The organism is Mucilaginibacter inviolabilis (genome assembly GCF_011089895.1).
GTDB lineage: Bacteria > Bacteroidota > Bacteroidia > Sphingobacteriales > Sphingobacteriaceae > Mucilaginibacter > Mucilaginibacter inviolabilis.
The window spans coordinates 590607-602893 of the sequence record NZ_JAANAT010000004.1; the positions used below are offsets into that span (position 1 = coordinate 590607).

The 12287-nt window shown below is 42.1% G+C and carries 15 protein-coding genes; 5 read left to right on the forward strand and 10 right to left on the reverse strand.

What is annotated here, in order from left to right; translation table 11 throughout:
• Positions 1–44 precede the first annotated feature (44 nt).
• Together G7092_RS26080 and G7092_RS26085 are read right to left on the reverse strand one after the other, a co-directional pair.
• The gene (locus G7092_RS26080; RefSeq protein ID WP_166094275.1) at positions 45–1928 is read right to left on the reverse strand and encodes an Nramp family divalent metal transporter; all 1884 of its coding nucleotides are present in this window, start codon (positions 1926–1928) and stop codon (positions 45–47) included.
• A complete protein-coding gene (locus G7092_RS26085; protein ID WP_166094277.1) occupies positions 1925–2578 on the reverse strand; it encodes a metal-dependent transcriptional regulator in 654 nt (217 codons plus the stop codon). Before G7092_RS26085 ends, G7092_RS26080 begins: the two co-directional genes overlap by 4 nt.
• 141 nt (positions 2579–2719) lie before the next feature.
• Between G7092_RS26085 and G7092_RS26090 the strand changes: the two genes are divergently transcribed.
• A complete protein-coding gene (locus G7092_RS26090) occupies positions 2720–3190 on the forward strand; it encodes an Lrp/AsnC family transcriptional regulator (protein ID WP_090465496.1) in 471 nt (156 codons plus the stop codon).
• A 122-nt stretch (positions 3191–3312) separates the two neighbouring features.
• On the opposite strand, the gene ung is transcribed toward G7092_RS26090, so the two are convergent.
• Positions 3313–3990, reverse strand: a complete 678-nt coding sequence (ung, locus tag G7092_RS26095) for a uracil-DNA glycosylase (protein ID WP_166094279.1) — start codon at positions 3988–3990, stop codon at positions 3313–3315.
• Positions 3991–4062: 72 nt separating this feature from the next.
• Here ung and G7092_RS26100 point away from each other — a divergent pair, with 72 nt between their 5' ends.
• A complete protein-coding gene (locus tag G7092_RS26100) occupies positions 4063–4614 on the forward strand; it encodes a DUF2892 domain-containing protein (RefSeq protein ID WP_166094281.1) in 552 nt (183 codons plus the stop codon).
• A gap of 57 nt (positions 4615–4671) precedes the next feature.
• On the opposite strand, the gene G7092_RS26105 is transcribed toward G7092_RS26100, so the two are convergent.
• Positions 4672–4887, reverse strand: a complete 216-nt coding sequence (locus G7092_RS26105) for a hypothetical protein (protein ID WP_166094283.1) — start codon at positions 4885–4887, stop codon at positions 4672–4674.
• 301 nt (positions 4888–5188) lie between these two features.
• Between G7092_RS26105 and G7092_RS26110 the strand changes: the two genes are divergently transcribed.
• Entirely contained in the window at positions 5189–5953 is a 765-nt protein-coding gene (locus G7092_RS26110) for a class I SAM-dependent methyltransferase (RefSeq protein ID WP_166094285.1), read from the forward strand.
• Positions 5954–5995: 42 nt separating this feature from the next.
• Here G7092_RS26110 and G7092_RS26115 read toward each other — a convergent pair whose 3' ends face one another.
• From G7092_RS26115 to G7092_RS26130, 4 genes are all read right to left on the reverse strand, one after another.
• A complete protein-coding gene (locus tag G7092_RS26115; protein ID WP_166094287.1) occupies positions 5996–6892 on the reverse strand; it encodes a helix-turn-helix domain-containing protein in 897 nt (298 codons plus the stop codon).
• Between the two features lie 58 nt (positions 6893–6950).
• Complete coding sequence (locus tag G7092_RS26120) at positions 6951–7772, reverse strand: SDR family NAD(P)-dependent oxidoreductase (RefSeq protein ID WP_166094289.1); 822 nt, start codon at positions 7770–7772, stop codon at positions 6951–6953.
• 98 nt (positions 7773–7870) lie between these two features.
• Entirely contained in the window at positions 7871–8857 is a 987-nt protein-coding gene (locus G7092_RS26125) for an amidohydrolase family protein (RefSeq protein WP_166094291.1), read from the reverse strand.
• Between the two features lie 40 nt (positions 8858–8897).
• Positions 8898–9620, reverse strand: a complete 723-nt coding sequence (locus G7092_RS26130; RefSeq protein ID WP_166094294.1) for an SDR family oxidoreductase — start codon at positions 9618–9620, stop codon at positions 8898–8900.
• A 64-nt stretch (positions 9621–9684) separates the two neighbouring features.
• Here G7092_RS26130 and G7092_RS26135 point away from each other — a divergent pair, with 64 nt between their 5' ends.
• Both G7092_RS26135 and G7092_RS26140 read left to right on the forward strand, forming a co-directional pair.
• Positions 9685–9891 carry a hypothetical protein gene (locus tag G7092_RS26135; protein WP_166094297.1) on the forward strand — a complete coding sequence of 69 codons (207 nt, stop codon included), beginning with the start codon at positions 9685–9687 and terminating at the stop codon, positions 9889–9891.
• Positions 9888–10109 (forward strand): DUF6965 family protein, encoded by a 222-nt coding sequence (locus G7092_RS26140; RefSeq protein ID WP_166094299.1) that lies wholly within the window; start codon positions 9888–9890, stop codon positions 10107–10109. Before G7092_RS26135 ends, G7092_RS26140 begins: the two co-directional genes overlap by 4 nt.
• 144 nt (positions 10110–10253) lie before the next feature.
• On the opposite strand, the gene G7092_RS26145 is transcribed toward G7092_RS26140, so the two are convergent.
• Both G7092_RS26145 and G7092_RS26150 read right to left on the reverse strand, forming a co-directional pair.
• Entirely contained in the window at positions 10254–11171 is a 918-nt protein-coding gene (locus G7092_RS26145) for a helix-turn-helix domain-containing protein (protein WP_166094301.1), read from the reverse strand.
• Positions 11172–11175: 4 nt separating this feature from the next.
• Positions 11176–12144, reverse strand: a complete 969-nt coding sequence (locus G7092_RS26150) for an NADP-dependent oxidoreductase (protein ID WP_166094304.1) — start codon at positions 12142–12144, stop codon at positions 11176–11178.
• Positions 12145–12287 lie beyond the last annotated feature (143 nt).

Below are 12287 nucleotides of genomic sequence, written 5' to 3' on the forward strand. Positions count from 1 at the left end.
GTGCAAATTTACGCAAAATAACCAAAACAGGCCTTGCTATATTATTACCTGCTTGGCTTCACCACCAATACCGGCACATTCACCATGTGCCTCACCGAGTTTACAGTTGTGCCAAAAATAAGGTCTTTGAGCGCTTTATGGCCATGTGAGCCCATCACTATAAAATCAACACCTTCCTCATTCACAATCTTGGCGATAGCACTTGCCGGGTTGCCGTAACCAATTTGTGCCTGCGCTTTATAGCCCAGATTTTCCAGCGCGGTAACATACTTATCCAGGTTGTCTGCATCGCTTTGGGTTTCGCTATCCATAACCTGTTTGCCATAATAGCGGGCACCGGCAGTTTCCACCACGTGTATCAGGGTGTAACTGGCCCGCTTACCGCCCTGCATAATGGCATGGCGTAAACAATCGTTATCATTTTTTGAAAAATCAATAGTAATGGCCACATGTTTATAGGTAATGGCATCAAGCTCGGTAATGGCGCTGGCAATGCCGTGGGGTACATAAACCGGCTGATCTTTATGCTTGTACAGCATCGGTCTGAAAAATACATAGATCAGCAGTGCTGCTACACCAATTACAATAGGGAAAACCAGGGCATATATCCAGAGAGCAGAAGATGGGTACTCTTTTATCCAGTCGAATAGCTGTTCGTATACCAGTTTAGCGTTCAAGGCAACAATAAGAATTGCGCAGGCCCAGGCCAATACTTTTACCTTAAAGCTGATGGCAAATTTACCCATCCGTTTCTTATCAGATGTAAAGTGGATAAGCGGGATAACCGCAAAGCCCAATTGCAAACTCAATACCACCTGACTTAGTATAATCAGGCTACCCAGCCCATTTTCGCCAAAATAAATGATGGTAAATACTGCCGGAACAATAGCCAGCACGCGGGTAAGTAATCGGCGCAGCCAGGGTTCAATACGCAGGTTAATGTGGCCTTCCATAATAATTTGCCCGGCAAGTGTACCCGTAATAGTTGAACTTTGTCCTGAAGCGATTAACGCCACAGCAAAAAGCACAGGAGCAACTTTACCAAAAATGTGTTCCAGTAGTTTATAGGCATCCTGTATTTCAGCAACTTTAAAATAACCATTCTTATAAAACGCAGTAGCTGCCAGTATCAGAATGGCCGCGTTCACCAAAAAGGCCAGGTTAAGCGCGATAACGGTATCAAACAAATTGAATTTAATAGCCGATTTAATACCCGCGTCGGTACGGGTGATCTGCCGGGTTTGTACCAGCGAGGAGTGTAGATATAAGTTATGCGGCATCACCGTAGCGCCAATGATACCAATAGCAATGTATAGTGATTCGCCGCTTAAATTACCGGGGACAAAGCCTTTGGCAATTTCAACTACGCTGGGCTGTACAATAAACATCTCTATTAAAAAGGATAGCCCTACAATAAATATCATGGATATAATAAAACCTTCCAGCTTACGCATGCCTTTGTTCATTAAATAAAGCATAAGTATGGTATCGGTTATGGTAAGTGATACCCCCCAGATCAACGGCAGGTTAAATAGTAGTTTTAAGCCAATAGCCATACCGATAATTTCGGCCAGATCACAGGCTATAATAGCTATTTGTGCCAGTATGTACAGCCAGAAATTCACAAAACGGGGATAGGCGTTTTTGGATGCCTGCGCCAGGTCGAGCCCGCGAACGATACCCAATCGTGCGCTAAGTGATTGTAAAAGGAGCGCGATCAGATTAGAGGCAAATAATATCCATATGAGTTTATAACCAAAGGCACTACCGCCGGCAATGTCTGTTGCCCAGTTGCCCGGATCCATGTAGCCCACGCTAACCAGGTAGGCCGGGCCCAGGAAGGCCATTATTTTGCGCCAGCCTGTTTTATTTTCGGTAGTAACCGAACTGTGTACGTCTCCTAATGATTGGTTATGGGTATCTGTCATAAAGCTATCAGTAAATTATTGGCTGCTTCGCGGCTGATATGTATTTGTTTTTTGTTTTCCATTTGTATGATCATGGAATGATCAAATTCTACGATCTCTATGATCGATATTTTTTTTCCGAGTGTAAGCTGTTGTTTTTCGAGATATTGTAAAAACGATGAACTATGATCGCGCACACCGGAAATAGTGCCGCAGTCATTTATGCTCAATGCAGATATGGGCTTTAACTCTGAGGTAGTAAACCGGCCATTGCAATCGGGTATGGGTTCACCGTGCGGATCATGTTGGGGGTAATCCATAAATTCATCCAAGCGGTCAATCAGTTCTGCCGATGATATATGCTCCATTTCTTCGGCCATATCATGTACCTGGTCCCATTTAAACTTGAGCTTTTCTACCAGGAAATACTCCCAGAGGCGGTGTTTGCGTATGATATTCACCGCTATTTTTTCGCCAGACGGAGTAAGGTTTACACCCTGATATTTGGTATAGTTGATGAGCGCCTTATCAGCCAGCTTTTTCAGCATATCCGTAACCGACGACGCCTTGGTATTTAATGACGCGGCAATTTGATTAGTGCTCACATTTCCAGCATTAATTGACAGGTGATAGATCGATTTTAAATAGTTTTCCTCGGCTAACGTATTCATTTATACAAATCTAATAAAAAATTTAGACTTATCTAAATTATGAAAATCATGGGAAATATATTTTTGCTGAATTACTTTTGAGAGAAATATAATTTTGTGAACAGAGGAAAACTGTATATTTGCGTACATTATTGTAACCTGATGGCTGCGGAATTAGATAAAATAGATCTTCAAATACTTAAGATATTACAGGAAAACGGAAGAATAACCAACCTTCAACTTTCAAACGAGATAGGGCTTTCGCCAGCCCCAACCCTGGAGCGTGTACGCAAGCTGGAAAATGCCGAGTACATCAAGAGCTATCACGCCCTGGTTGATGAGGAAAAATTGGGCCTCGGTATCAAAACCTTTATACAGATATCGCTTGATTTTCATCAGAAAAATACCATTCAAACATTTCTGGATGAGATCAAACACATCAAAGAGGTAACAGAGTGCCACCACGTAACCGGACAGTGCGATTTTTTACTGAAGGTATACGTACGCGACATTAAATCATACGAACAATTGATCATGGAAAAGATAAGCCGCATCACAGTGGTAAAAACTTTCCAAACCATGATGATCATGTCGACCAGCAAAAAGGAACCTATCGTTCCGTTGGAATATTGATTTTTTAGAGTCAAGAAACTAGAGTCAAGAATTAAGATCAAAACTTAGCTTCTTGGCTTTTTTTGTTTTATAACCTATCAGCAAGACTCTTGATTCTTGACTCTGGTTTCTTGATTCTCTTCTCAACTTATCTGCCAGTTGATCTCTGCTTTTCCTTCTCTTCTTAATATCTCATTGGTTTTGGAAAATGGTTTGCTGCCAAAGAAACCACGGTCGGCCGAGAAAGGAGAGGGGTGGGGCGATTTCAGGATAAAATGTTTCTTTTCATCTATCAATGCCGCTTTTGATTGCGCGAAGGCTCCCCATAGTATAAATACAATGCCTTCTTTTTTGTCGGATATGGTTTTGATCACCTCGTCGGTAAACTCTTCCCAACCCTGTTTTTGATGCGAACCCGGACTGCTCGCCCTCACCGTTAACGTAGCATTTAATAACAATACACCTTGCTTGGCCCATTCTTCCAGATTGCCGTGATTAGGGATCTTAAAACCGGGAATATCGGTTTGCAACTCCTTGTAAATATTGATAAGCGAACGTGGCGTGGCAATACCCTTTTGTACCGAGAACGAAAGCCCGTGAGCCTGGTGCGCACCATGATATGGGTCTTGCCCCAGTATTACCACTTTTACATCATCAAAATGGGTGGTGTTAAAGGCGTTAAATATCTCGCTGTTTTTGGGGTAAACTACCTGGCCTGCTGCTTTTTCTTTTTGTAAAAAATCCTTTAATTTTATCATATAGTCTTTCCCAAACTCGTCTTTCAAAACATCCATCCAGGAGGGGTCTAATGCATTTGCCATAAATATTGATATAATGTTGATTAAGCGTACAAATTAACGGATATTTGTACTCAATATATAGTATCATAAATTATGTCAAATATTGTTAGGCTAATTATAGCCTGTGTACTGTTCGGTGCGGCGGTTGCGCTTTGTGCCTTCGGATTTTGGGGCTGGGGAATTTTAGTTTTATTTTTGGGTGGTATTGTGCTGTTGAGCTTCTTCTTTAACGAGAATATGCTTATATCTCAGTTCTATCTGCGTAAAGAAAATTCAGAAAAAGCCGAGGCCTGGTTAATGAAGATCACTGATTACGAAAAACAGCTGCATAAAAATCAGCATGGTTATTATAACTTACTCATAGGTTTAATCGAATCGCGCAAGGCGCCTATGAAATCAGAAAAATACTTTAAAAAAGCACTTCAGCTGGGTATGAAAATGTCGCATAATACAGCTTTGGCTAAATTGAGCCTGGCAGGTATTTCTATGGCTAAACGCAATAAGCGCGAAGCACAGATGTACCTCTCTGAAGCGACAAAAGATGATAAGAATAAATTACTGGCCGAACAGATCAAGATGATGAAAGCGCAAATGGCTCAGATGGATAAACAGCAGGTAGTAAGAGGCGGATATCGCCAGTTTTAATCAGGAAAGAAAATAAAAGGAATAAAATAAAAAAAGGGACGCGAAAGCATCCCTTTTTTATTTCTCGTCGATAGCGCTGAAATAATCGGCAGTAGCAGAGTGATTCTGGTAAGGCGATACAACACGGTCGCTATAAGAATAGTCGTTTTCTTCGGTCGGATTGGCCACTTCGACCATCTTTAATAAACTCCTGATGAACGATAAGTTGAAGTTACTTCTGTTCAGTTTGATCAGGTATTCGTTCTCGGTGATCTCCAAAATTGAATTGGTCATGACTTTTTTTAATAGTTGTTTATTGCAAGTATAATCAACATAATTAAACACAAAGTACCGTTTGCTTTAAGCTTTTATTAATAAATTGTTATTAAATTACTGATACAGAGTTGGGTATCAAAACAGCATGTGGAGGAGCCTTATTGTGCGGCTTGGGAAAGCAAAAATAGCATAAAATAATGCCCGAATAAGCGTCTGGCCGTTTTTATTTTTTCATACAGATAGCCCTTTATCAACATACCTGGTATTGAACTTATTCAAAATATAAACCTTCTTATATTTGAGTAAATTACCACTACTTATGAAAATACAAGACCCTTCATTTAATTACGACAAATTCGGGCAACATTATTCTGGTCAGCGACAAACAGAGCCTGAAATAGCCAAATATATTCATGAAGCCCTGGGCGATGCCAAAACTATTCTGAATATCGGCGCAGGTGCAGGCTCCTATGAACCGGAGGATCGTTATGTGATTGCTGTAGAGCCCTCCATTACCATGCGTACACAGCGTATGCGCCATCATAAAGTTCCGGCAATTAATGCCACTGCCGATGCATTGCCCTTTGATGAGGGAGCATTTGATGCCGCTACTGCATTCCTCACCATACATCATTGGCCGGATATTGCGAGAGGCTTAAGAGAAATTAGAAGGGTAACCCGGGGCCCGATCATTATTATGACCTATGACCGCGATGATCTGGACGTGTTCTGGAACGCAGATTATTTTCCGGAGGTTGTAGAAGTAGAGCGGCAGCGCTATCCGGATATGCAATGGCTCTGCGATCAGTTAGGGAATAATTGTGAAATTCAGAAAATACCCATTCCCTTACATTGTGTTGATGGTTTTCAGGAAGCCTTTTATGGTCGGCCGGAAGCCTTTATATCTAAAGAGGTAAGAGCAGCCATGTCGGCCTGGGGGTTTATCCCGGCAGAACAACAGGAAGTTATGGTAAACAGATTGAAAAACGCACTCGCATCAGGTGAATGGGATGAAAAATACGGGCACTTACGCAAGCAACCATTTTTTACCGGTGCATTGCGTTTGATTATTGCCAAACCATAATATTTCATATGTCGAACGCATTTAACCAAACCACAATCTTGTTTAGTGCTGTTTGCGATAAGCTATCGGGCTAATACCTGTTTCTTTTCTGAAAAGTCTGGAAAAGTAAGGAGGGTTTTCAAACCCAAGTTGATAGGCAATCTGTGCTACGGTAAGGTCGGCACCAATCAGCAGGTTTTTTGCTTCTGTGATCAGATAGCTGTGGATATGATCGATTGCCGATCTGCCTGTTTCCTGCCTCAGCAGGTCGCTGAGATAATGGGGGGACATCTTGAGTTGGGCTGCAATAGCTGTAACTGTTGGCAAGCCACTGGTTTGTAATGCACCATTCTCAAAATACTGCCGGATGGCTTTATTAAATTTGGAAATTACCTTACCCGTTAGCTCGGTCCTGTTCAGGAATTGGCGTTTATAAAATCGTTGCGAATATTTGAGGATAGCTTCAATATGACCCAAAATGATCTCCTTGGTATACTCGTCCTGGTTATTATTATATTCAGTCTCGATCTTTCGAAACAGTTCCCACATAATTTCTTCCTCACGCGGCGAAATATGGAGTGCCTCATTGGTTTCGTAGTCGAAAAAACTATATTTTTTGATGGTTTGATGCAGGGGCTCGCCATTCAGAAAATCGCGGTGAAACATGATTGTAAATCCGCTGCCCTCCAGTCTGATGTTTTTTAGCTCAATAACCTGCCCGGGTTTAATATAAATCATGGATCCTCCTTTATGATCGTATTTGGTGCGGCCGTAATAAAGACTACCGGATATAACTCTCTTAAATGCGATGATATAAAAGTCGGTTGTATATTCATTTTGAGCCATGCCGCATGTAGTTGGGCATACGTCAACACAGGTGATCAGACTAAGTAAAGGGTTTTCCGATATCGGCCAGCCCCTGGCTTGATGAAGTTCGTTTAAATTTTTAAAATGCTTCATTTTGATAAAGATACAGTATCCGGCTGATGGGATACTGTATCGGTTTTAATTTAACTGATTAATGACCATGTGCCGCTATTGCAACTTCTTTCCATGAATCCCAAACTGCCAATCGGTCGGCATAAACCTGTTGTACCCGAGGTAAGGTAAACTTTCCTAAAAACAGACGTAAAGGAGGCTGTTCACTATCTGCTAATTTTAAAATGGCCGGTACGGTGGCTTCCGGATAACCAATCATTTCGGGTTTAAAATATCCGTAAAATGTTTCCTTAATACCATCGTAATGAGCGATAGATTTAGCCTTAATGGCCGAGTCGCCGCTCCAGTCGGTACCAAATGCATTGGGTTCAATAATACTTACATTGATGCCAAACCCTTTTACTTCCGCAGCAAGGCTTTCACTTAGTGCTTCAATGGCCCATTTAGATGCATTGTAAATGCCCAAAACAGGTCCGGACACAATACCCAGCAAGCTGGAAATCTGTATGATATGTCCATGACCCTGTTCCCGCATAACCGGGATAATGGACTGTGTCATCCATAGCAAGCCAAACACATTTGTATCAAACTGATCCCTGGCTTCCTGTTCGCTTGTTTCTTCAATGGCGCCAAATAAACCATAGCCGGCGTTATTGATCAGTATGTCAATTCCTCCAAAATGTTCATTAGCCTGTTTAACCACAGCAAAACATTGCCCGCGGTCATTTACATTTAATTGAAGGGGCAATATTGCTTCTCCATATGCTGCTTTGAGCTCTGTTAATGAATCAATATTTCGGGCGGTGGCAATTACTTTATCACCGCGTTTTAAAAATGCTTCAGCCCATATTTTCCCAAGCCCCCTGGACGCGCCTGTTATTAAAATTACTTTAGATTTCATATCAATTATTTTATGATACAAAATTATCCCGGACAAGTATCTGGGGAGTGATACATATCGCTGATTATCGGATACATATTTTCCCCTCTGTATGTGATTTATAATTTTAATTTCAGCAGTTTATCTGCGTTACCATGCGCTATTTTAGCCACTTGTTGATCCGGAAGCTCAATAGCGTTTAAAAATTCAATACCCATTTCGTTGGTGCTAAAGGGATAATCAATAGAAAACATCAAATTATCAATGCCAAAAGTATCCAGGGCAATTTTTAACGGCGGCTGTGTAAAGAAACCGCTGGTGGTAATATGAACCTGCTGATGAAAAGTATCGGTAAGCGTACGCTGGTTGGCACCTCCATTACCGGGTTTAAATGCCCGCTCAGACCTGACCATCATCATCGGTAACATTTCGCCCATATGGCCAATGATGAGTTTTAATTTGGGATACTGATCGAAAATTCCGGAATAGAGCAGGCGTAAAACATGCAGGGCGGTTTCTGAGTGCCATCCCCAGCCGTAACAGGCCAATGCTTCGGCCATACCCGAATGGGTAGGTAAACCACTATAGTAAATATCTGCTACCCCTTTTGGCGGCAGGCCTGGGTGAAGATAAATGGGTACATCCAGCTTTTCGGCCCGTTCAAATATGGGTGCAAATTCAGGCTGGTCTAAAAACTTATCCTGTGTTAGTCCCCTGATCATAGCGCCACGAAAGTGGTATTCAGTCACCGCGCGTTCCAATTCGTCGGCCGCAGCTATAGGGGCTGTCATAGGCAGGTGTGCAAAGACCGTAAACCGATGCTCAAAACCAGCTATTCTTTGAGCAATTAAGTCATTGTACTGCCGTGCAAAAGCTGGGCCTTCCTCTGAGCTTAACAAATTGGCGCCCGAGCTATCTACAGAGAGCACCTGCATGGTAATGCCATTGGCATCCATTGATTGTAATCGTTCACCGGTAATATCGGCCAGTTTTGGTATAAGCTGCTGCATCCGTTCTGATTGGCCAAAACCACCCAAAGCGTCTTTGGGTATTTGAGCCGCCATTTCCGGGAAAGAGATATGTTCTTCCAGTGTTACTATTCGCATGTTAAATTGATATATAGGTTAAAGGAGATTTTTACATGAGTTACCAGGCTACTTCACCCTCATCCCTGAAGAATTTTCCTGTGATATCCGTGTGAGCTTGTGTAGCCAGTTTTACGATTGGTACTGCGCCTTGTTCCACCGTTTTTGTACCCTGAAATTGGTTAAGATCTGTAGCTGTATGGCCAGGGGTAACGCTGTTAACCACAACTCCGGCATCACGAAGCTCATTGGCCAGCATGATGGTAAAAGCGTTTAACGCTGTTTTAGAAGAACCATAAGCGTGGAATTTATCCCGACCCAGGTTTCTATTTGGGCTGCTATGCCCGGCGAGCGAACCAACTTCGCTGGAAACATTGATAATGGATGGTTGGCTGGACTTTCTCAGCAATGGCAGAAATTCCTGGGTGGTTTGTATAGCGCCAAAAAAATTAACGTCAAATATTGCCCGCAGGTTTTCCAGTTTGCATTCAGAGAAATTTTGAGGCTGATCGCCGGCAATAGCAGCGTTATTGATCAAAATATCTAAAGAGCTGATTTTACTCTCCAGGGTCTGTCTGGCCTGGCGTACAGAGTTAATATCTGCCACGTCAATTACAATAGTTTCCACATTGTTTATACCCAGATCATTCAATTTTTGTATAGCTTCCAGTCCGAGTTTTTTATCCCTGCTGCCTAAATATACAAAGTAGTTAAACTGTGCCAGTTGCCTGGCGGTTTCAAAACCGATTCCTTTGTTGGCCCCGGTGATTAATACTGTTTTCATCATGATATTATTGACTGATGTTTTGAGTCTTTTAAGTTGAAAAAGAATCTCTTGCATTTAGTGAATGGACGTTAAATACATCAACGCAAAGAAACACACTCCTGTTTTAAGCAGCAATGCACCAATGTTGGTAGTTATAGGACTATTTGTGGGTATGCTTTTTTTGTTGGGCCGTTTCGGGACGCTTAAGGTAGCTGGAGCATTTTGTATGGACACTTATTTAACCATAAAAGGAATTTATCATAAAGATGTTTCTACTTTTGCAAGATGACCGATCAGGAACTAATAGACTATTTTGAAAAAGCAACATTGCCCCAAACTCTCAGGATCGACAGGGCGATCACACAATTCGACGTTAAGGATGCCGTAGAAAGAAATTTAGCGGCAGTAAAAACTGAAGATAAAGGCGGACATGCCAAACACAGGCTTGTTCAAATCATGAATGCCCTCGAAAACCCTTATGCGGGTCCTGAAATACCTCGCTATTAAAAAAGGAGCATTTTAAAATGCTCCTTTTTCGTTTCCTCGGGATCTCTTTCAAAAGACCCAGGGGGCGAAAAGGTAATTCGATAAAGCTATTTAGTAGTGCGCCGATAACACCGATCACAAGCTGAAGAGCGGTGATTTCAATTGTTAATTTTTGAATGAAGCTCTGAACTCCAGAGGCGATAGCTGTGTTTTCGCTTTAAACAGTCGGCTAAATGATTGCAAATGTTCAAATCCTAATTCATAAGCGATCTCGCTTATGGAAAGGTCGCTGGTGGATATTCTTTCTTTAGCCTTTTCAACCAGCTTTTCGTGGATATAGTGCTGAGTGTTTTGCCCCGTATGCATCCTGAGTAAGCTGCTTAAGTATTTGGGGGTGATATGAAGCCTGGCGGCAACATCATTAACCGTTGGCAAACCTTTAATGGCCGGTTGCCCGCTGCTTAAATAAGCATTCAATACTTTTTCCAGGCGATCAAGTATTTTATGGTTAGCCTTTTCGCGTGTAATGAACTGGCGGTTATAGAACCTCTCGGCATAATTGAGTAAGCTTTCCAACTGTGATATAATGATCTGCTTGCTGAATTTATCAATATTAGCGTGCGTTTCGCTGTAGATATTTTGAACGATACTGATGATAATCTCCTCTTCTTTTTCAGAAAGAAATAAAGATTCGTTTACAGCATAATCCCAAAACTCATATCTTTTTATGGCATGAGCTAATGGCGTACCCCATAGAAAATCGGGATGGACGATTAAATACCATCCCGATTGCTTTACTTCAACGTCTTTTTCCACGGTAAGGCTTGTTACCTGACCGGGCGATACGAATGATATGATCCCCTCATTAAAATCATAAGGTTGCTGTCCATATTTTAATTTGAGATCCTGGGCACCTGTAACCCGCTTAATAGCTATGCAGTAAAAATCGCAAAAAGAGGTCAGCGTATCACCGCTGCGCATCATTCTGGCAACATCTACCTTAATTACACTGATGAGCGGATGTTCGGGTTTTGGCAGTTGCCAGGCCTGGAACCATTCGCTAATAGTTTTATAATGCACCATATGTTTAATCTTCTTTACGAATTTCAAGTACAATTTTCCCGCGTACATGTTTCGTTTCACTATCGCGATGTGCCTCGGCTGCCTGCTCCCATATATAAATCTTACTCACAATAGGTTTTACTTTGCCCGCGTCAATCAATTTTGCCACTTCGGTGAAGCAATGCTGGTGATTGATATCAACACCCGCCATAGACACTGTTGCATTTTTTCTGGCCAATAATCCCTTAAACTCTTCGTTAGGCCACACGCCATGTGTACATACAAAGATACCCCCTTCTTTCAAAACCGGAACAGATCTCAGGCGCAATGCTTCATCAACAGTAGTGGTAGGGGTAGCATTGAATACAATATCCATATCGCTTACAACATCTTCAAATTTTTGGGTATTATAGTCAATCACTTCGTCGGCGCCCAAAGCTTTTAAAAAATCGGCATTATGCGCCGATGCCGTGCCAATAACATAAGCTCCATAGGCTTTAGCAAACTGTAATGCCAGGTTGCCAATACCTCCTGCTGCACCATGGATCAATACACGCTGACCAGGCCCAACTTTCGCCTTCTCTACCATACCGCTCCAGGCCATACGTGCGCACGCGGGTAACGAGGCGGCTTCGTTAAAGTTGATTGTTTGTGGCATAAGGGCGAATTGGTTGGCTTTTGCTGCAATATATTCGGCGTAACTGCCATCTAAATAATTGGGGACACCATACACGCGGTCGCCTTTTTTAAACTCAACTACATCGCTTCCAATCTCTTCTACAATTCCTGCCGCATCAATACCTAATCCTATTGGCAATTTCAACAATGGTTTTAAACCTTCGTTTCCACCCTGGCGTATAATGTAATCTGCCGGGTTTACACTGGCGGCGTAAACTTTTACCAGGATTTCATCTGCTGCAGGCAGCAGGTGTTCAACCTCCACAATTTTCATTACTTCGGGTCCGCCAAACTCATCAATTCTGATTGCTTTCATAATTTCTTTTTTTACAAAGGTCTGCAGCAGCTTGTTGTTAAATTTAACCAAAATGCCCTTTGTTTTAACCGAAGCGGCGGCTTTGCAATAAAAATGAAATTAGTACTCCGCTACCGCAAGCGTCCCGCTTGTGGAACGTATGC